18 protein-coding genes are annotated in these 20,109 nt (G+C 69.9%); 11 read left to right on the top strand and 7 right to left on the bottom strand.

The features are described 5' to 3' along the window. The first annotated feature begins 68 nt into the window (after window positions 1–68). A complete protein-coding gene (locus GXW71_RS03565; protein ID WP_211851014.1) occupies window positions 69–2,714 on the top strand; it encodes a bifunctional acetate--CoA ligase family protein/GNAT family N-acetyltransferase in 2,646 nt (881 codons plus the stop codon). Window positions 2,715–2,717: 3 nt separating this feature from the next. On the opposite strand, the gene GXW71_RS03560 is transcribed toward GXW71_RS03565, so the two are convergent. The 4 genes from GXW71_RS03560 to otnI form a co-directional block, all read right to left on the bottom strand. Beyond that, window positions 2,718–3,593 (bottom strand): helix-turn-helix domain-containing protein, encoded by an 876-nt coding sequence (locus tag GXW71_RS03560; protein ID WP_211851013.1) that lies wholly within the window; start codon window positions 3,591–3,593, stop codon window positions 2,718–2,720. A gap of 145 nt (window positions 3,594–3,738) precedes the next feature. Then, complete coding sequence (locus GXW71_RS03555; protein ID WP_246526241.1) at window positions 3,739–4,626, bottom strand: 2-hydroxy-3-oxopropionate reductase; 888 nt, start codon at window positions 4,624–4,626, stop codon at window positions 3,739–3,741. Between the two features lie 29 nt (window positions 4,627–4,655). Next, window positions 4,656–5,309, bottom strand: a complete 654-nt coding sequence (locus GXW71_RS03550) for an isochorismatase family protein (protein WP_211851012.1) — start codon at window positions 5,307–5,309, stop codon at window positions 4,656–4,658. Window positions 5,310–5,317: 8 nt separating this feature from the next. Beyond that, window positions 5,318–6,097 (bottom strand): 2-oxo-tetronate isomerase, encoded by a 780-nt coding sequence (otnI, locus tag GXW71_RS03545; protein ID WP_211851011.1) that lies wholly within the window; start codon window positions 6,095–6,097, stop codon window positions 5,318–5,320. A 72-nt stretch (window positions 6,098–6,169) separates the two neighbouring features. On the opposite strand from otnI, the gene GXW71_RS03540 reads away from it, so the two are divergent. The 7 genes from GXW71_RS03540 to GXW71_RS03510 all read left to right on the top strand — a co-directional run bounded on the left by GXW71_RS03540 (window position 6,170) and on the right by GXW71_RS03510 (window position 12,982). Continuing rightward, window positions 6,170–6,307 carry a hypothetical protein gene (locus GXW71_RS03540; RefSeq protein WP_211851010.1) on the top strand — a complete coding sequence of 46 codons (138 nt, stop codon included), beginning with the start codon at window positions 6,170–6,172 and terminating at the stop codon, window positions 6,305–6,307. Beyond that, a complete protein-coding gene (locus GXW71_RS03535; protein ID WP_211851009.1) occupies window positions 6,307–7,410 on the top strand; it encodes an AI-2E family transporter in 1,104 nt (367 codons plus the stop codon). The genes GXW71_RS03540 and GXW71_RS03535 overlap by 1 nt, the downstream gene beginning before the upstream one ends. 76 nt (window positions 7,411–7,486) lie before the next feature. Beyond that, on the top strand, window positions 7,487–9,070 hold the full coding sequence (locus GXW71_RS03530; RefSeq protein ID WP_211851008.1) for an ABC transporter substrate-binding protein: 1,584 nt from the start codon (window positions 7,487–7,489) through the stop codon (window positions 9,068–9,070). A 16-nt stretch (window positions 9,071–9,086) separates the two neighbouring features. Next, window positions 9,087–10,070: an ABC transporter permease gene (locus tag GXW71_RS03525; protein WP_211851007.1), complete on the top strand. Its 984-nt coding sequence runs from the start codon at window positions 9,087–9,089 to the stop codon at window positions 10,068–10,070. Window positions 10,071–10,073: 3 nt separating this feature from the next. Then, a complete protein-coding gene (locus GXW71_RS03520) occupies window positions 10,074–10,988 on the top strand; it encodes an ABC transporter permease (protein ID WP_211851006.1) in 915 nt (304 codons plus the stop codon). Between the two features lie 25 nt (window positions 10,989–11,013). Beyond that, on the top strand, window positions 11,014–11,994 hold the full coding sequence (locus tag GXW71_RS03515; RefSeq protein ID WP_211851005.1) for an ABC transporter ATP-binding protein: 981 nt from the start codon (window positions 11,014–11,016) through the stop codon (window positions 11,992–11,994). Continuing rightward, a complete protein-coding gene (locus GXW71_RS03510; RefSeq protein WP_211851004.1) occupies window positions 11,987–12,982 on the top strand; it encodes an ABC transporter ATP-binding protein in 996 nt (331 codons plus the stop codon). Before GXW71_RS03515 ends, GXW71_RS03510 begins: the two co-directional genes overlap by 8 nt. A 219-nt stretch (window positions 12,983–13,201) precedes the next feature. Here the strand turns inward: GXW71_RS03510 and ggt are convergent, their stop codons facing one another. Further along, window positions 13,202–14,890, bottom strand: a complete 1,689-nt coding sequence (gene ggt / locus GXW71_RS03505; protein WP_211851003.1) for a gamma-glutamyltransferase — start codon at window positions 14,888–14,890, stop codon at window positions 13,202–13,204. On the opposite strand from ggt, the gene GXW71_RS03500 reads away from it, so the two are divergent. Further along, window positions 14,889–15,317, top strand: coding sequence for a YraN family protein (locus GXW71_RS03500; protein ID WP_246526240.1), 429 nt, complete (start codon window positions 14,889–14,891; stop codon window positions 15,315–15,317). The genes ggt and GXW71_RS03500 overlap by 2 nt on opposite strands. Continuing rightward, the gene (locus GXW71_RS03495; RefSeq protein WP_211851002.1) at window positions 15,318–15,551 is read left to right on the top strand and encodes a DUF1289 domain-containing protein; all 234 of its coding nucleotides are present in this window, start codon (window positions 15,318–15,320) and stop codon (window positions 15,549–15,551) included. It abuts the gene before it with no gap. Between the two features lie 62 nt (window positions 15,552–15,613). On the opposite strand, the gene GXW71_RS03490 is transcribed toward GXW71_RS03495, so the two are convergent. Further along, window positions 15,614–17,128, bottom strand: coding sequence for a YifB family Mg chelatase-like AAA ATPase (locus GXW71_RS03490; RefSeq protein WP_211851001.1), 1,515 nt, complete (start codon window positions 17,126–17,128; stop codon window positions 15,614–15,616). Between the two features lie 198 nt (window positions 17,129–17,326). On the opposite strand from GXW71_RS03490, the gene GXW71_RS03485 reads away from it, so the two are divergent. After that, window positions 17,327–17,530 (top strand): dodecin family protein, encoded by a 204-nt coding sequence (locus GXW71_RS03485; RefSeq protein ID WP_211851000.1) that lies wholly within the window; start codon window positions 17,327–17,329, stop codon window positions 17,528–17,530. A 61-nt stretch (window positions 17,531–17,591) separates the two neighbouring features. Here GXW71_RS03485 and GXW71_RS03480 read toward each other — a convergent pair whose 3' ends face one another. Beyond that, window positions 17,592–19,979: a bifunctional diguanylate cyclase/phosphodiesterase gene (locus tag GXW71_RS03480; protein ID WP_211850999.1), complete on the bottom strand. Its 2,388-nt coding sequence runs from the start codon at window positions 19,977–19,979 to the stop codon at window positions 17,592–17,594. Window positions 19,980–20,109: the final 130 nt, after the last annotated feature.

Below are 20,109 nucleotides of genomic sequence, written 5' to 3'. Positions count from 1 at the left end.
CCGGTCACGCACGGCCCGGCAAGGGTGTGCGGTTGAAAGCGTCACCCGCCCCGTCGCACCCTGCGGCCATGGCCAGCCCCGACATGCTCGCGCTCAGCCGCCGCCCGGGCTTCCGCGACGCCGCGCTGCTCCGCCCGGAAAGCGTCGCCCTGATCGCCGACCCGGCGCTCGACATCACGGGCCTGCTGGCACGCAACCTCGTGGCCGGGGGCTTCGCGGGTCGTCTGTTGGCCGTCGGCATCGAGGCGGCGGGCTTCGAGCGCGCCGCCGACATCGCGGCGCTGCCGATCGCGCCTGATCTCGTCATCCTCTGCCTGCCGCCGGAGCGGCAGGCAGAGGCGATGGCGGCACTTGCGGCGCGGGGCTGTTTCGCCGCCGTGCTGCCCGGCGCCGCGCCCGACCTCGCGGCGATCTCGGCCGCGACCGGCGTCCAGGCGCTGGGGCAGGGGAGCTTCGGCATCGCCATCCCCGCGATCGGGCTCAACGCCACGCTCTCGCACATCCCGCCGCGACCCGGCCGGCTGGCGCTCGTCACCCAGTCGGCGGCGCTGGCCCGGGCGGTGCTGGACTGGGCGGAGGCCGAGGCGGTCGGCTTCAGCCACGTCGTCGGCATCGGCGGCAATGCCGGCATCGGCTTCGCGTTGGTGCTCGATTGGCTGGCGCGGGACGCCGCGACGGGTGCGGTACTGCTCGACCTCCGGCGGATCAAGAACCGCCGCCTCTTCGTCTCGGCGGCGCGGGCCGCGGCGCGGATGCGGCCGGTGGTGGCGCTCCGCGCGGGCGGCCGCCTCGATGACGCCAGCGGCATCAGCGACCAGGTGATGGAGGCGGCGCTGCGCCGCGCCGGCGTGCTGCGCGTCGCCGGGCTGGAGGCCATGCTCTCCGCGGCCGAGACCCTGGCCCGCGTGCGCCTGTCCACGCGCGTCACCGCCGATACCCCGGGCGACAGGATCGCCATTGTCACCAACGGTACCGGCCTCGGGCAGCTCGCCGCCGATGCGGTGATCGCCGGTGGCGGACGACTGGCACAGTTCTCACCCGAATCGCTGGCGGCACTGGCTATATCGCTGCCGCCCCGCAGCAGCGGCCGCAACCCGATCAACCTCGGCCCGCTCGCCGGCACCCATCTGGGCGAAGCGGCGGCGATGCTGGCGGCGCTGCCGGCGGTCGACACCGTGATCGCGCTGCACGCCCCGGTGCCGGACGAGCGGCCGGAGACCGTGCGCGACACGCTGATCGCCGCCGCCCGCGCCACGCGCGGCGCACCGGTGCTCGTCGGCTGGGCCGGGGAGGCGACCGGACGCGCCCAGCGCGCTGCACTCGCCGAGGCAGGCGTCGCGGTCTTCCCGACGCCGGAAGCCGCGGTGCGCGGCGCGTTGCACCTCGCCGCCGACCGCGCGGCCCGCGCCGCCGCCGCCGAGTTGCCACCGGCCGACGTGCTGGACCTCGCGCCCGACCGTGCGACGGTACGCCGTATCATCGCGACGCTTCGCGCCGAGGGCCGCCGCGCCATGCTGGAGGATGAGGCGCTGTCGGTGATCGCCGCCTATGGCCTGCCGACGGTGCCCTGCCGGGCTGCCATGGGTCCTGAGGAGGCGGCAGTGGCGGCGTCCATGCTCGGCTTCCCGGTCGTGTTGAAGGCGCGCTCGCCCGATCTGCCGCGCAAGACCGAGATCGGCGGCGTGGTGCTCGGCCTGCAGGCGCCGGAGGCGGTGCGCATGGCGGCAGAGGCGATGGCGGCGCGGATCGCGGAGCATCGCCCGGGCGCACGGCATATGGGTTTCCTGGTCCAGCGGCAGGCGGCGCGCGCGCACGAGCTGCGGCTGCGCCTCGGCGACGACGCCATGTTCGGGCCCTGGATCGGCTTCGGCCGCGGCGGCACCGCCGCCGACATCGATCCCGACGAAGGCTTCGACCTGCCGCCGCTCAATCTCGCGCTCGCCGCCGCGCTGATCGCCCGCACCCGGGCCGCGCGGCTGCTGCACGGCTATCGCGACCACCCCGTGGCGAATCGCAGCGCCATCGCCGACGCTCTTGTGCGCCTGTCCCAGATCGCCGTGGACTTCCCCGAGATCGCGACGCTGTCGATCAATCCGCTGGTCGCGGACGCCGACGGCGTGCTGGCGCTGGACGCGACGCTGGTGCTGCGGCCGAAGGGCATGCGCGCGCATCTCGCGATCCCTCCCTACCCGGCGGCGCTGGCGGAGACATGGAACGCGAAGGATGGCGGCCCGCTGCTGATCCGCCCGATCCGGCCGGAGGATGCGACGGCGCTCGGCGAGATGTTCCGCGAGCTGGCGCCCGAGGATGTGCGGTTCCGCTTCTTCTCGGCACTGAAGGAATTGCCGCCCGCGATGACCGCGCGCCTGACCCAGATCGACTATGACCGCGAGATGGCCTTCGCCGCCGTGCGTCGGGAGGCCGGTCGGCATGACCGCATCCTCGGCGTCGCACGGCTGATCCGGGAACCGGGCGGCGAGAGCGGCGAATTCTCGGTTGCCGTCGTACCGCCGATGAAAGGCCAGGGACTGGCGCGGCGGCTGATGGCGCGCATCCTCGACTGGGGGCGCAGCCAGGGCATGCGCCATGCGGCGGGCCAGGTGCTAACCGACAACCAGCCGATGCTCGGCTTCGTGCGGGCGCTCGGCTTCTCCATTCACCGCGTGCCGGAAGACGACAGCGTGGTCGAGGCCCGCAAGAATCTCAGAGAGTAAGTGTCAGAGCGGCGTCTCGCGCAGGATCGCGCGCAGCCGCTCGGCTGCCGCGGGGCCCTTCAGTGAATCGCGCCAAGTGCTCTCGGTCACCCTCTGATGGATGGAGACCGCGTCCTCGCCGGCCGTGATCATCGCGACGCCGGTGCCGCCCGGAGGGGCGGCATCGGGTGAGAAGGGGCCGGTCACCACATGCGACCGCTCCCGCCCGCGCAGCAGCAGGAAGGGCGAGGAAGGCTCGGGGCCGGCGATCAGCCCGACCTGCACGCCGATCGGGCCGCTCTCCATCAGGTTGGCGAGCTGCTCGACCTCCATGCGGGCCGCGTGGCGGCACCGGAGCGAAACGCGCTCCGACAGACGGTGCCCGCCGCAAAGACCTTCCGCCAGCAGGCGCCGCAGCGCCCCTTCGCCCAGCAGCACGGTCAATGTGGGGCGGCGCTGCGCGTGCAGCCGCCGCCGCGCCTGGATCAGCCCCAGGAGCTGGTCGGCAGCGGCGCGGGCCTGGGCACGTTCGCCGCCGGCCTCCGCCATCTCCGCCCAGGCTTCGGCGATCGCGCCCTCGAGCCCGTCCGTCGCGACCTGCAGGCAGAGCGCGCCGCCCAGGACCATGATCTGGTCGGCCTGCTCTTCCGCCTGGCGCAGCCGTTCCTGAAAACCGGCCGGCCGGGCGAAATATTCGACACCGATCCCAAGCAGCGACAGCGGCGAGATCTTGAGGAGCTCCGCCAGACGCCGGATGGTGTCGAGCTTGATGACCTCGCCCTTCTCGTACCGATAGAGCGCGGCACGCGACACGCCGAGGCGGGCCGCGATCTCCTCGGCCCGCAGCCCCGATTCCAGCCGGTAGCTCCTTAGCTGCTGGCCGATGTCCGCAAACTTCATGCTCATCCTCGGGTCCCGACGGGCAACGACTCCCCGTCAGCGCGTTGATTGCGCCGAGACGGGTCTAAGGACCAGTCCCTTCTCCGTAAATTTGCGTGAATTTGAGCCACGATGCAACGGAATGTTTATAATGTCTCGGATTGGGTCACGCGTCGGGCGCGACCTTATGCGCCGCCAGAGTCTCCAGCGCTTTCACCATCGCCGAATGGTCCCAATCCGCCCCACCCGCCGCGGCACAGGCGGAAAAGAGTTGCTGGGCATTGGCGGTGGCGGGCAATGCCAGCCCGAGTTCGCGTCCGGATTGCAACGCCAGGTTGAGATCCTTCTGATGCAGCCGGATTCGGAAGCCTGGCGCGAAGGTCCGCTTGATCATCCGCTCGCCATGGACTTCGAGGATTCGGGACGTCGCCAGCCCGCCCATGAGCGCCTGTCGCACCTTGGCCGGATCCGCACCTGCCTTGGCAGCGAAGACCAGGCCTTCGGCCACCGCCTCGATAGTGAGCGCCACGATGATCTGGTTGGCGACCTTGCAGGTCTGGCCGGCGCCGTTCTCCTCACCCACCAGGGTGATGTTCTTCCCCATGAGCTCGAAAAGCGGCTTGGCGCGCTCGAAGGCGGCGGAGCTGCCGCCCACCATGATGGTCAGGCTCGCCTGCTTGGCGCCGACCTCGCCGCCGGAGACCGGCGCGTCGAGGTAGTCGCCGCCCTTCGCCTTGATCTTCTCGGCGAAGCCCTTGGTCGCGGTCGGGCTGATCGAGGACATGTCGATCACCAGCGTGCCCGGCTTCAGCCCCTCCGCGACGCCCTTGGCACCGAACAGCACCGCTTCGACATCGGGGGTGTCGGGCACCATCAGGATGACCACCTCCGCGGCCGCCGCGACTGCTGCCGCATCCGCCACGGCGGTCACGCCGGCGCGGTCCTCGGCGGTCAGCGACTTGCGCTCGGGCACGATGATCTCATGGCCGGCGGTGCGCAGGTGGCCCGCCATGGGGCGGCCCATGATGCCGAGGCCGATGAATCCGATCTTCATATCGCGTTGTCCTTGGGTTGATGGATAGATCAGGTGGGCAGCAGCGCCGCGCTTCCGATGAAGCGGACGCCGAGCGATTCGAGGCGCCGGCGGCTTTCGTCCAGCGCCGCATCGGCGCCGAGGCGGCTGCAGGCATCCTCGACCACGAAGGTGTCGAAGCCGAGCTCCGCCGCATCGGCGGCCGAATAGTCGATGCAATAGGGGCGGGTGATGCCGGTGATGAAGAGCCGCGTGACGCCCACCGCGCGCAGCCATTCCGCGAGGCCGGTGCCGGTCGCGCGATCGTTCTCGCGGAAGCCGCTGTAGCTGTCGATGCTGCGCCGATAGCCCTTGCGCAGCACCAGCACGACCTTGGCTTGATCGAGTGCCGGATGCACGGCAGCGCCCGGCGTCGCCCGCACGCCGTGATCCGGCCACAGCGTCTGGGCGCCGTAAGGCAGTGCCACCTCCTCATAGGGGCGCTTGCCCGGATGCTGGGACGCGAAGCTCAGATGCGCCGGGTCGTGCCAATCCTGGGTGACGACGGCGCGCGCGATCGGGCCGGCCAGGATGCGGTTGACGACAGGGATCACCGCTTCCGCCCCTGGCACCGGCAATTCGTCCGGGCAGAGCTCCATGAAGGTCGGCTGCGGATCGACGATCAGCAGCAGATCCCGCACAGGGTCGAGGGCAAAGCGCTGCATGCCGATGTCTACCCCTTGTAGGGCGCGAACCAGCCGAGACCGGCCACCGTGTCGCCGGCCGGGCGATACTCGCAGCCGATCCAGCCGCGGAAGCCAAGCGCATCGATCGTCCGGAACACGAAGGGCCAGTTCACCTCGCCGGTGCCGGGCTCGTTGCGGCCGGGATTGTCGGCGACCTGCATATGCGCGATCAGCGGCAGGTGCTTCTCGACCCGCTTCACGACATCGCCCTCGGTGATCTGGCAGTGGTAGAGGTCGAACTGCATGCCGAGGCGTTCCGGCCCGATGGCGTTGATGATCGCCGCCGCCTGGTCGGTGGTGTTGAGGAAGAAGCCGGGGATGTCGCGATGGTTGATCGGCTCGATCACCGGCTTCACGCCGGCCTTCGCGCATTCCTCGGCGGCCCAGGCGAGGTTCGCGGCATAGGTCCCGGTCAGGGTGTCGCGCGCCACCCCCTGCGGCGCCAGGCCGGCCATCACATGCAGCCGCGGGCAGGAGAGGGCGGCGGCGTAGTCCAGCGCGCGGTGAATGGCATCGCGGAACTCCGCCTGGCGGCCGGGCAGGGCGGCAATGCCGCGCTCGCCGCGGCCCCAGTCGCCGGGGGGCGCGTTGAACAGCACCTGGGCGAGGCCATGGTCCTTCAACCGGACGGCGATCTCGGCGGCCGGGTGTTCATAGGGAAAGAGGAATTCCACCGCCTCGAATCCCGCCTGCCGTGCCGCGGCGAAACGGTCGAGAAAAGGCAGCTCATTGAACATCATCGACAGGTTCGCAGCGAAGCGCGGCATGGTCTCTCCTCCTCCCCCGGGGGTGGGGAGGAAGCTAGAGCAGATCGCCGCGGGGCGGAAACGCCCGGCGGCATGAATCCGCTCGCGTCGGGGAATCGCGACGCCGATGGCCTGCCGCCGGCGCCGCCGAGCGGGTTCCGGATTGGTTTTCCGTTGCGGGCGATCACGCCACCGGGCAAGGGTGACAAATCATCTCCACAGGAAGGCTGATGCCCACCGACGCCCTGAGACCCGCCCGACTGATCGGGATCGTCGCACTCGCGGCACTGGCCATCGGATGCTTCCTCGTCCTCAAGCCCTTCATCTCCGCCCTGCTCTGGGCGGCGATCCTCGCCTATACGACCTGGCCGCTCTGCCGCCTGTTGCGGGAACGCCTGCGGTTCTCGCCCGGCTGGGCCGCCGGGGTGATGGTGACCGTCGAGTTCCTCCTCGTCGGCTTGCCGCTGGTGCTGGCCGCGCCGACCGGGCGCGACGATATCGAAGGCCTGCGCAGCACCATCGAGCGGCTGATCACCGAGGGCATCCCGAATTTCGGCACCTGGGCCACCAGCCTGCCGCTGGTCGGCGGCTATATCTCCGGGCTGATCGGCAGCGTCGAGCTCGACCTCTCGGGCGTCGTCGACCTGGCGCGGCCCTATGCCGGGACGCTGGCGCAATTGGCACTTGCGGCCCTGCTGTCCTTGCTCTCCGGGCTCGCGGAGCTGCTGGTCGCCATCGTGCTGGCCTTCTTCTTCTACCGCGACGGACCGGCGATTGCGGAACGCATGGAAGCGCTGGTGGTGCGGATCGGCGGCGCCGACGCGGTCCGGCTGATCGCGCTGGTCGCCAACGTCACCAAGGGCGTGGTCTGGGGGCTGATCGGGACCGCGGTCGCACAAGGCATCATGACCGGCCTTGGCCTCTGGATCGCGGGCGTGCCGCAGCCGGTGCTGCTCGGCATCGTGGCCGGCGCCATCTCCATCCTGCCGGTGGGGGCGCCGATCGTCTGGATCCCGGCGACGATCTGGCTCTTCGTGCAGGGATCCACGGGCTGGGGCATCTTCATGGGGCTCTATGGCGCGCTCGGCATATCCTCGATCGACAACGTCATCCGGCCAATGATGATCAGCCGCGGCGCCGACCTGCCGCTGCTGCTGACCCTGATCGGCGCGCTCGGCGGCGTCTTCGCCTTCGGGTTCCTCGGCCTGTTCCTGGGGCCCGTGGTGCTGGCCGTCGGCTATACCTTGGCGCTGGAATTCGCCACGGGCCGCAAGGCGTCGCTGGACGGGCAATTGCCGGTGGACGAGCCCGAGGTGGTCGAGGAGCCGCGCTGAAACGCTTCCCCCGCGCCGGGGCGGCTTGCTATGGGCTAAGATGAAGACGATCGCGATAAGGCGACGGGGGGCGGGGATGAGGAAGTGGGCTCTGGCGGCCGCGATGGCCGCCCTGTTCGGCATGGGCGCTGCCGAGGCGCGCACGGTGCGCTGGGCTGCGTCCGGCGATCCCAACACCATGGATCCCCACAGCCAGAATGTCGGCACCGTCACCATGGTGCTGCAGCAGATCTACGACGCTCTGATCGCCCGCAACCCGCAGCTCGGCCTCGCCCCAGGCCTCGCGACCCGCTGGGAGCAGCAGGAACCCAATCGCTGGCGCTTCTGGCTGCGGGACGGCGTGCGCTTCCATGAGGGCGAGGCCTTCACCGCCGACGATGTCGTCTTCTCCATCACCCGCGCCCTGGCGCCCACCTCCAATTTCGGCATCTTCGTCGACACCATCGAGCGCGCGGAGCAGGTCGAGCCGCTGGTCGTCGACATCATCACCAAGACGCCGGACCCGATCCTGCCGAACAAGCTCGCCTCGATCTTCATGATGTCGCGGAGCTGGTCGGAGCGGAACAACGCGCCGCGGCCGCAGAACACCCGTGCGCGGGAAGAGATCTTCACCGTCCGCAACACCAACGGCACCGGCGCCTTCCGCCTGCAGTCGCGGGAAGCCGATGTGCGCACCGTGCTGGCGCGCAACGCCGATTGGTGGGGCTGGCGGGAGGAGGATAGCCGGGAGGCGAATGTCACTGAGATCGTCTTCCGCCCGATCGGCTCCGATGCCACGCGCATCGCGGCACTGCTCTCGGGCGAGGTAGACTTCGTGCTGGACCCGCCGCTCCAGGACCTGACCCGGCTGCGCGCCGCGCAGGGCATTCGCGTCCTGGAAGGGCCGGAGGTGCGGAGCCTCTACCTCGTCTTCGACACCCATCGCGACGAGCTGCTTTACAGCGACGTGCGCGGACGCAACCCGTTCCGCGACCTGCGCGTGCGGCAGGCGCTGTATCACGCGGTCGACATCCAGGCGATCCACCGCACCACCATGCGCGGCCAGTCCGTTCCGACAGGCACGCTGTTCCCGCCGCAGGTGAACGGCTATGTGCAGGCCGAGGATGTGCGGCTGCCCCATGACCAGGCCCGGGCGCGCGCGCTGCTGACCGAGGCGGGCTACCCGAACGGTTTCCAGATCACGCTCGACTGCTCCAACAACCGCTACATCAACGATGAGCAGATCTGCCAGGCGATCGCCGCGATGTGGGCCCGGGTCGGCGTGCGCACCCAGCTCAACGCGATGCCGCTGGCGCCCTTCTTTGCCAAGATCCAGCGCGAAGATACCAGCGTCTACATGCTGGGCTGGGGCGTGCCGACGCTCGACGCGCTCTATTCCTTCCAGTCGCTCCTGGCGACGCGGAACGGCGCCCAGGGCGACGGCATCTGGAACTACGGCCGCTATTCCAACCCGCAGATGGATGCGCTGATCCAGCGCATGAAGACCGAGACCGGTGAGGCGCGGCAGGCCGCGGTCACCGAGGCGCTGCGCCTCTACCGCACCGACGTGCCGCATATCCCACTGCATCACCAGATGATCCCCTGGGCGCTGCGGGCGCATATCCAGATGCCGCACATGGCGAACAACCAGCCCTTCTTCCGTTGGGCACGGGTGAATTGATGGCGGGATCGCGCTGATGTTCGCCTTCGTCATCAGCCGCATCCTGCAATCCATCCCCGTGCTGCTGGCCGTTGCGCTGATCAGCTTCGCGATGTTCGCCTATGTCGGCGATCCCATCGCCATCATGCTGGGACAGGACTTCACTGAGGCGCAGCGCGCCGCCCTCGTCGCCGATCTCGGCCTCGACCAGCCCTTCTGGGTGCAGTTCACCCGCTTCGCGCTGCATGCCGCCCAGGGCGAGTTCGGCCTCTCCTACCGCCTGTCGCGGCCGGTCGCCGACCTGATCGCCGAACGTGCCCCGGCGACCTTGGAGCTCGCCTTCTGCGCCGCGGCGGTGGCGTTGGCGATCGGCGTGCCGATGGGTGTCTATACCGGGCTCTACCGCCATTCCTGGCTGAGCCGCGCCTTCCTCACCTTCAGCCTGATCGGCGTCTCCCTGCCGACCTTCCTGATCGGCATCCTGCTGATCCTGGTCTTCTCGGTCTGGCTCGGCTGGCTGCCGAGCTTCGGGCGCGGCGACACCGTGACCATCGGCTGGTGGAGCACGGGGCTGCTGACCTGGTCCGGCATCAAGGCGCTGATCCTGCCCTCGGTCACGCTCGGCCTGTTCCAGCTCACGCTCATCATGCGGCTGGTGCGGGCGGAGATGCTGGAGGTCCTGCGCACCGACTACATCAAGTTCGCCCGCGCCCGCGGCCTGACCAACCGGGCCGTGCATTTCGGGCATGCGCTGAAGAACACGCTGGTGCCGGTCATCACCGTGGTCGGGCTGCAGCTCGGCGCCATCATCGCCTTCGCCATCGTGACCGAAACCGTCTTCCAATGGCCGGGGATGGGCCTGCTCTTCATCCAGAGCGTCGGCTCCGCCGACATCCCGGTGATGGCGGCCTATCTGCTGCTGATCGCCTGCCTCTTCGTCGTGATCAACCTCATCGTCGACCTTCTCTACTACGCCGTCGACCCACGCCTGCGGACGGGCCGCGGCCGCGGAGGGCACTGAACCATGTCCGGTGCCATCGCCCGCTTCCGCGATTCCGATCTCTGGTGGTCCTTCAAGCGCTCCCCCGTCACCATCCTCTCCGCGGTCGTCGCGCTGATCTGCGTGGGCGGCGCGCTGCTGGCGCCATTCATCGCGCCGCACGATCCCTTCGACCTCGCCTCGCTCAACCTCGGCGATGCCTTCAAGCCTCCGGCCTGGGACGAAATGGGCGATGCGATCTATCCACTCGGCACCGACGACCAGGGGCGGGACGTGCTGTCGGCCATCCTCTACGGCGCCCGCATCTCGCTGCTGGTGGGATTCTGCGCGACCGCCTTCGCGACGATCTTCGGCGTCTCGCTCGGTCTGCTCGCCGGCTATATCGGCGGCGCGGTCGATTCCGTGCTGATGCGGATCGCGGATATCCAGCTCACCTTTCCCTCGATCCTGGTCGCGCTGCTGGTGGATGGCGTGGTCCGCGCCGCGGTGCCGCGGGAGGTGCATGACCAGATCGCGCTCTTCGTCGTGGTCTTCGCGATCGGCATCAGCGAATGGCCGAAATTCGCCCGCACCGTACGCGGCTCCACCCTGGTCGAGCGCAACAAGGAATATGTGCTGGCGGCACGGGTGATCGGTGTACCCAGCCTGCGCATCATGGCAAGCCACGTGCTGCCGAACGTGCTCGGCCCCGTGCTGGTGATCGCGACCCTCAATCTCGGCCTCGCGATCCTGGCGGAGGCGACGCTCTCCTTCCTCGGCGTCGGCGTGCCGCCGACCCAGCCCTCGCTCGGCACTCTCATCCGTATCGGCAACGATTTCCTGTTCAGCGGCGAATGGTGGATCGCGATCTTCCCAGGCCTGTCGCTGGTCGCGATGGTCCTCTCGGTCAACCTGCTGGGCGACTGGCTGCGTGACGCCCTGAACCCGAAGCTGCGATGACCGCACTATTCCGAGGCAGGCGCTGATGCCGAACCCGATCCTCGAAGTCCGCGACCTGCGCGTCGAATTCCCGACGCGGCGCGGCACGCTGGTAGCGCTCGACAGCGTCTCCTTCGCGATCCAGCCCGGCGAGGTGCTCGGCGTCGTCGGCGAATCCGGCGCCGGGAAGTCGATGACCGGGGCGGCGATCATCGGATTGCTGGAACCGCCCGGCCGCATCGCCGGCGGTCAGATTCTGCTCGAAGGTCGCCGCATCGACAATCTCCGCTACGAGCAGATGCGGCGCATCCGCGGGCGGGAGATCGGCGCCATCTTCCAGGACCCGCTGACCACGCTGAACCCGCTCTACACCGTGGGCGACCAGCTCGCGGAGACGATGCTCACGCATCTTCCGATCAGGCCGGCGGAAGCGAAGCGCCGCGCCATCGAATGGCTGGAGCTGGTCGGCATCCCCGCCGCCGCGCAACGCGTGGACAGCTACCCGCATGAATTCTCCGGCGGCATGCGCCAGCGCGTGGTCATCGCGCTTGCCCTCTGCGCCGAGCCGAAGCTGATCGTCGCGGATGAGCCGACCACCGCGCTCGACGTCTCGATCCAGGCGCAGATCATCGCGCTGCTGAAACGCCTCGCGCGGGAGAAGGGCACCGCGATGATGCTCGTCACCCACGACATGGGCGTGATCGCGGAAACCGCCGACCGCGTCGCCGTCATGTATGCTGGCCGCATCGCCGAGATCGGCCCTGTCAGGGACGTGGTGAAGGCACCACGGCATCCCTATACGGCAGGCCTGATGGCCTCGATCCCGCCGCTCGACCGGCGGGTCGAGCGGCTGGCGCAGATCGACGGCGCCATGCCGCGCCTTTCCGCCATCCCACAGGGCTGCGCCTATCATCCCCGCTGCCCGAAGGTCTTCTCCCGCTGCGCGGTGGACCGGCCGGAGCTGATGGATGCCGGCACCACCGACGCTGCCTGCTGGCTGCATTACAAGAGCCCGGCCCATGCCTGACGCCGCCGTCTTCGTCGAGGCACAGGACCTCGTCCGTCATTTCGACGTCTCCCGCCCCATCCTCCAGCGCCTGGCGGTGCGGGAAGGCAAGCGCATCCTGCGCGCGGTCGACGGCATCTCCTTCACGATCCCGAAGGGCACCACCCTGTCGCTGGTCGGCGAAAGCGGCTGTGGCAAATCGACCGTCGCCCGCATGATGGTCGGTCTCTACGGCACCACCTCCGGCCACGTGCTGTTCGATGGCCGGGACCTGAAGCAGGCCCGCGCCGCCTCCGACCAGCGGCGCCGCCTGCAGATGATCTTCCAGGACCCTTATGCCAGCCTGAACCCACGCTGGCGCGTCGCCGACATCGTGGCCGAGCCGATCCGCGCCTTCGGCCTCGCCCAGGGCCGCGATGCCGTGCTGGCGCGGGTCGCCGAGCTGCTCACCCAGGTCGGCCTGTCACCGCTGGACGGTCAGAAATTCCCGCACGAATTCAGCGGCGGCCAGCGCCAGCGCATCTCGATCGCGCGCGCGCTCTCCTCCAACCCCGAATTCCTGGTCTGCGACGAGCCCACCTCCGCGCTCGATGTCTCGGTGCAGGCGCAGATCCTCAACCTGATGAAGGACCTGCAGCGGCGGCTCGGGCTGACCTACCTCTTCATCAGCCACAACCTCGCCGTCGTCCGCCAGGTGAGCGACCGCATCGGCGTCATGTATCTCGGCCGCCTGGTGGAGCTCGCCCCCGCCGAGACGCTCTTCACCATCCCACGCCACCCCTATACGCGCGCATTGATGGAAGCGATCCCCGACCTCGAGATGACCGGCCGCACCCGCATCCCGGTCGGCGGCGAAGTGCCCAGCCCGATCACCCCACCGCCCGGCTGCGCCTTCCACCCCCGCTGCCCACTCGCCAATGACCGCTGCCGCCGCGAACGCCCCGAGCTGCTCGCCGCGGAGGCGACGATGGTCGCCTGCCACGCGGTGCAGGAAGGGCGGGCGGGGTGAGGGTGCACCTGGGGAAGGCTCTGCCTTCCCCAGACCCCATCCGGCAGGAGCCTAGGGCCCCTGCACCCCGATCATTTTGACGCCCTGATTGCCAAGGGGGCCGCCCCGAAGTGGGCGGCCCCCTTGGCAATCAGGGCACCAAGTGAAGCAGGTCCAGGAGGCTCCAGCCTCCTGGCGGGTGAGGTTCGGAGAGGGCAGAGCCCTCTCCGAGGATGCACCTCAATCCCCGATCGCCACACCCTCCCGCCGGCGGTCGGCGCCGCCATCGATCACCACGGCGCTGCCGTCGCGGCGGATGCGGATGGCTTGCAGGCCGGAGGTGAGGGGTCGGACCTGGACGCGGTGGCCCAGGGCTTCCAAGGCCGGTGCCAGGGCGGCGGCGGGGGTATCGGCTTCGAGCTCCACGGTGCTGCCGAGGGTCAGGACGTGAGGCTGGTCGATCGCGGCCTGGGGGGAGAGGCCCCAGTCCAGCATGCCGACCAGGGTCTGCGCGACATAGCCGATGATACGGGCGCCGCCGGGGGAGCCGGCGATGAAGGCGAGTTGGCCGTCCTCATCGAAGACCATGCTGGGCGACATGGAGGAGCGGGGGCGCTTGCCGGGGGCGACGGCGTTGGCGACCGGCCGGCCATTGATCTCGGGCCGGAAGCTGAAATCGGTCAGCTCGTTGTTGAGCAGGAAGCCACGCACCATGACCTGGGCACCGAACACCGCCTCGATCGTGGTGGTCATGGAAACGGCATTGCCATTGCCGTCGATGATCGAGAGGTGGCTGGTGCCGTATTCCGGCTGCGGATCTTGCGGTGCGAAGCGCGTCTCGCGCCAGGGTGGGTTGCCGGCACGCGGTGCGGCCATGGCGCGCAGCGGGTCGATGAGCTGGGCGCGCGCGGTCAGATAGGCTCCGTCGACCAGACCACGCGTCGGTACCGAAACCTGGTCGGGATCCGCGGCATAGGTGTTGCGGTCGGCGAAGGCGAGGCGCCCGGCTTCGGTCAGGAGGTGCGCGGCGTCGAGGCCGCCGGAAGGGAGCTGTGGCAGGTTGAAATGCGCGAGCAGCCCGAGGATCTGTGCGACCGCGATGCCGCCGGAGGAAGGCGGAGGAAAGCCGCAGACGCGGCGGCGGCGGTAGGGCGCGCAGACCGGCTCGCGCACCCGCGGCTGATAGGCGGCGAGGTCGTCGATGGTCATCAGGCCGGGATTGGTCGGGTGGCCGCGCACGATGCCGGCGATCTCGGCGGCGATGGCGCCGCGATGCAGCGCCGCGGCACCCTGGGCGGCGATGGCGCGCAGCGTCGCGGCCAGGGCCGGGTTGCGCAGCCGGTGTCCGGCCGGCCAGGGCTGGCCGCCGGGGTCGAAGAAATAGGCGCGGGCGGCCGGATCCTCGCGCAGCCGGGTGCCGTCGCGCGCCAGCTCCTGTGCCAGGCGGGGCGAGATCGGGAAGCCCTCCTCGGAAAGCCGGATCGCGGGCTCGAAGAGGCGGGCCCAGGGCAGGCGGCCATGCGCGCGATGCGCGGCCTCCAGCACCGCGACGGTGCCGGGCACGCCGACGGCGCGGCCGCCGACCACGGCATCCGCGAAACCCATCGGCTCCCCGTTGCGGAGAAACAGGGCGCCGGTCGCCGCGGCTGGTGCCGCTTCCCGCCCGTCATAGGCGGCGAGGCGCCGCGTGCTGGAATCCCAGTGCAGGATCAGGGAGCCGCCGCCAATGCCGCTCGCCTGCGGCTCGACCAGGGTCAGCACCATCTGCACGGCGATGGCGGCATCGATGGCGCTGCCGCCCTCGCGCAGCATCGCGAGGCCCGCCTCCGCGGCCAATGGATGGGCGGCCGCCACCATATGCCGCTCCGCCAATGTCTGCGCCTGTGCCGGCAAAGCGAGCAACAGCAGCAGCACAAGCAGACGGCGCATGGCGGATCTCCGGCTGTTCCGGCATCGTCATCGCATGATCGGGGCCGATCCGAAACCCGCCCGCCGTCGGCGCGGCAGCATCGCCAGCGCCCGCGGCCTGGATGCCGAGGCGATTGCCGCGACCTGGCTGGAGGGCCAGGGCTGGGCAGTGCTGGCGCGCCGCGCCCGGACTCCGGCCGGGGAGATCGATCTGGTGGCCGAGCAGGGCGGGCTGCTCGCCTTCATCGAGGTGAAGGCGCGCCCCTCCTTCCGGGACGCCGCCTTCGCCCTGGGTGCACGGCAGCGCGTGCGGCTGCTGGCGGCGGCGGAGATCTGGCTGGCGAGGCACCCCGGCCATGGCACGGCGGGAATGCGCTTCGACGTCATCCTGGTCGCCGCCGATGGCAGCGTTGAGCGCATCGCGGATGCCTTCCGGCTGGGCGACTAGTTGCGTGCACCCCATATCGCCGCGATGCGAAGCCCGTGCATCGACATCTGCCAATACGACGAGGACACCGGCTGGTGCCTCGGCTGCGGCATGCGGAAGAAGGACAAGAAGGCCTGGAAGAAGGACCGGGACCGGCGGCCGGAGATATCGGCCGCCTTGCCCGGGCGGCTGGCGGCGTTGATTGCCGCCGGACATCGGGTCGGCGAGAACGCGAAGCGGAAGAAGAAGGACTAGAACAGATCGTCGAAGGGCGGAATCGCCCGGAGACGTGAATCTGCTCGTCAGAACAAAAGGCTCTAGCCGCCGCGCCCCGGGATGCGGTGGCGATAGGCGAGGGCCTCCGCGACATGCTCGCGGCCGATGGCGTTGCTGCCGGCCAGGTCGGCGATGCTGCGCGCGACCCTGAGCGTGCGCACATGGCCGCGGCTGGAGAGCATGAGCTTGGTCGCCGCCATCTCCATCAGCGCCGCGGCATCGGCGTCGAGGCTGTCCTGCAGAGGGCGGAATTCGGCTTCGGCGTTGCTGGCCGGCCCATCCTCGCCCCAGCGTGCCCGGGCGCGGTCCCGTGCCGCGGCGATACGGGCGGCGACGGCGGCGCTCGGCTCGCCGGGCGGGGCGTGGATCAGCTCGGCGGGTGGCATCGGTGCCACCTCGATGGACATGTCCATGCGGTCGAGCAGCGGGCCGGAGAGCTTGGCCTGGTAGTCCTCCGCGCAGCGCGGGGCGCGCGAGCAGGCGCGGCGCGCATCCGCGAGATAGCCGCAGCGGCAGGGATTCATCGCGGCGATGAGCTGGAAGCGCGCCGGATAGCTGACGCGCGCATTGGCGCGGCTGATCGTGACCTGGCTGGTCTCCATCGGTTGGCGCAGCGCTTCCAGCGCCGGCCGCGGGAATTCCGGCAACTCGTCGAGAAACAGCACGCCGCGATGCGCCAGGCTGATCTCGCCGGGCTTGGTCCGCACGCCGCCGCCGACCAGCGCCGCCTGGCTCGCCGAGTGGTGCGGGTCACGATAGGGCGGGCGCTGCACGAGGTGCCCGCCATCCAGCATCCCGGCGACGCTGTGGACCATGCTGACCTCCAGCGCCTCGGCCGGCGTCAGGTCCGGCAGCAGGCCGGGGATGCGGGCGGCGAGCATGGATTTCCCGGCACCGGGGGGACCGGTCATCAGGAGGTTGTGGCCGCCGGCCGCCGCGATCTCGATCGCCCGCTTGGCGCTTTCCTGTCCGCGCACCTCGGACAGGCAAGGCCCGCGCCCCGCCTCGCGCGCCGTCACGGGCGGTGCCGGCGGCGTCAGGAGCTGCGTGCCGCGCATGTGGTTCATCAGGGATTGCAGGTCGGGCGCGGCCAGTACCGAGATGCGCCCGGCCCAGGCGGCTTCCGGCCCCTGCGCCGCCGGGCAGATCAGCCCGAGGTCGCGGGCCGAGGCGCTGATCGCCGCCGGCAGCACGCCCGCCACGGGGTGGATGCCGCCATCGAGGGCGAGTTCGCCGAGCGCCGCATAATCCACCATCTCGTCGCGCGGCAGCACGTCCATCGCGGTCAGCAGCGCGAGCGCGATCGGCAGGTCGAAATGGCTGCCCTCCTTGACCAGGTCGGCGGGTGCCAGGTTCACGAGCACCCGTTTCGGCGGCAGCGACAGCCCGAGGCCGATCAGGGCGGCGCGGACCCGTTCCCGGCTCTCCGCGACCGCCTTGTCGGCAAGACCGACCAGCAGGAAGGCCGGCAGCCCCGACGCGATCTGCACCTGCACCTCGACCGGCACGGCATCGATGCCGGAGAAGGCGAAGGTGGCGACGCGGGCGAGGGACATGCGGCCCGTATTAGGACATTTCGCTTCCGATCGCGCAATCGCGGCTGAACCTCGGCGGCTCGCCCTTTCCCCGGCTCCTCCCGCCGGCCGCCTTGCCTGGGGGGATTGTGTGGAAGGATTCGTTCACCTCGGCAGGTGACGCGGACCTATGGTCTGGAGGCCGGCCAGCCCGAGCCGGCGCATTGGAGGGAGGCCAACATGGCTGTCGCAAGCGTGTCGAAGATCACGGCGGCATCATCCGAGGGCTTCGATGCCGCTGTACGTGAAGGCTTGGAGCGCGCCAGCAAGACCTTGCGCGGGATCACTGGGCTGCATGTCCTCGAGCAGAAGGCCAGTGTGAGCGATGGGAGGATCTCCGAGTACCGCGTCACGATGGAGGTCACGTTCATCCTCGAAGGCTGAGGACGCGGCGAAGCGGGCGACGGGCGGGTGACCCGCCTGTCGCCTGCGCGTGAAGGGGTTGTCAGGCCGCTTCCACCGAACGCGCGGGATGCACCTCCGCGCTGAATGCCGCCATCGGCATCGGCCTGGAGATGAAGTAGCCCTGGACCTCGTCGCAGGCCTGCGCATTCAAGGCTGCGAGCTGCGCCTGCGTCTCCACGCCTTCAGCCACGACCGGCAGGCCCAGGCCCTGGCCGAGCCCGATCACCGCGCGCACGATGGCCGCGGCCGAGTCGCTCTTCTCGATCTCGCTGACGAAGGAGCGATCGATCTTGATCCGGTCGAAGGTGAAGGACCGCAGGGTGCTGAGCGAGGAGAAGCCGGTGCCGAAATCGTCGATCGCCACGCTGACGCCGAGCGCCTTTGCCCGTGTCAGTGTGTCCAGTGCCCGATCGGTATCCTCGATGAAGAGGCTCTCGGTCACCTCGAGCTCCAGCCGCTCCGGCACCAGGCCGGTCGCGAGCAAGGTCTCCCGCAGCAGGACATCGAACCCGTCCTGCTGGATCTGGGCGACCGAGATGTTCACCGCGACCCTGAGCGGCGCCTCCCAGCTCGCGGCCTCGGCACAGGCGGTGCGCAGCACCCAGGCGCCGATCGGGATGATCATCCCGGTCGCCTCGGCAACCGGGATGAACTCCGTGGGAGAGACGTCTCCCCGCACCGGGTGACGCCAGCGCAGCAGCGCCTCGAAGCCGCGGATCATGCCGCTCTGCGCATCGGCCTGCGGCTGCCAATGCAGCGCGAACTGACCCTGCTCCAGCGCATGGACCAGGTCGCGTTCGAGCTCGCGCCGGCGCCGCGCCTCCTCATCCATCTCCGGGTGGAAGAATGCGAAGGATCCGCGGCCGCTCTGCTTCACCCGATAGAGGGCGAGGTCGGCGTTGGTGAGCAGCACCTCCGGCTCGGTGGAATCCTGGGGGAACATCGCGAGGCCGAGGGAGGCGGCCATCCTGATCTGCTGCCCGTCGACATCGATCGGCGCATCGAAGGCCGCGAGAATGCGGCGCGCCAGGGCCTCGGCATCCGCGATGCCGCCCACCCCGCGCTGGAGGATGACGAATTCATCGCCGCCGATGCGGGCGACGGTGTCGACCGCGCGCACGGTTGCAAGCAACCGGCGCCCCGCTTCGCGCAGCACCTCGTCGCCGGTGGCATGGCCGAACATGTCGTTGACCGATTTGAAGCGGTCGAGGTCCATGCAGAACACCGCCAGATTCTCGCCGCTCCGCCGGCCGCTCATGGCGGCGTCCTGCAGCCGCTCCTGCAGCACCGTCCGGTTCGCGAGGCCGGTGAGCGGATCATGATGCGCCAGGTAGATGATGCGGGCTTCCGCGTGCAGCCGCTCCCGCAGATCGCGGATCGCCACCACCTGGCGCGGCCCGTCGGCGGTATCGATATCGGCGAAGGTCAGCTCCACGGGCAGCGTCTCGGACGCCCCCCGCAGCGTCGCGCGGCGGACCCCTGTGCCGCCGGCGTCCGCTGCGGTGGTTGCTGCCCCTTCTGCCGTATCGACGAGATCATTCACCAACCGCCCGATCAACTGGTCGCGCCGGTATCCGCTGAGCGCGGTCACGCGCGAGTTCACCTCGCTGATCCGACCATCCAGCGTGCAGAGCACCAGGCCCTCGAAGCTGGCATCCGCCAGGCTGCGCAACCGAAGCCCTTCGAAGCGCTGCGCATCCAGCTTCAGCCGGGCCTCGAGAACCACGACGATGAGAATGGCGAGGAGCACGGCCGCCGCGACCACGGCAATGAGCAGGGCGAGCACCCCCCGGTCGAGAAGGGCGGTGTCCGTCACGATCGCCGGATCGGGGGCGACCGTGACCGCGCCCATGCCGGTGAAGTGCAGGACCACGACCCCGAGCGCCAGTGTCAGCGCCTGGGGCAGCCTGCGCGTCACCCGGTCCGGAGGGGCTGCGAAGCCGAGGGCGAAGACCAGGGAGCTGAGCAAGATCGAGGCAAAGGTAAGGTTCGCCTCATACAGCAGGTATCCCGGCAGCCGGACCGCGGCCATGCCCATGTAGTGCATGCCGCCGAGCCCGAGCCCCAGGGCGATACCGGCGCTGCAGCGCATGAGGGTGGTCCGGGCTTTCGCCCAGATCCCGAGCGCAAGCAGCGCGCCGGCAATGCCAATGAGTGCCGAGAGCAGTGTCAGTCCGCGCTCGAATGCCAACGGGAGGCCCGGATCATAGGCAAGGATGGCGATGAAATGCGTGGCCCATATCCCGCCGCCGAGAATGGCCGCGGCCGGCAGCAGCCGCCTGGCCTTCCAGCCCCGATCCTGCTCCGCGCCCGAACGGGCACGCATGAGGCCGATCGCCGCGACGATGCCAAGCAGGCATACCAAGACGGCGAGGGCGAGAAGCCCGCGGTCATGTTCGTTGGTGAGGCAACTGAGCACTCGCTGCATCGCGCATCCGATCGGAAAGCCGATAGCCTGCCATGTCGGGATTATGCGGAAGTAAATGCGCGCCCTCGTTGAGAAAGGCAGCCCGATCTCCGCCCCTGGTGCCGTGGGCTGCTTCCCCGGCTTTCTCCTG

It is taken from the genome of Plastoroseomonas hellenica (assembly GCF_018129085.1).
Taxonomy (GTDB): domain Bacteria; phylum Pseudomonadota; class Alphaproteobacteria; order Acetobacterales; family Acetobacteraceae; genus Plastoroseomonas; species Plastoroseomonas hellenica.
This window is presented reverse-complemented; position numbering and strand designations above follow the sequence as displayed.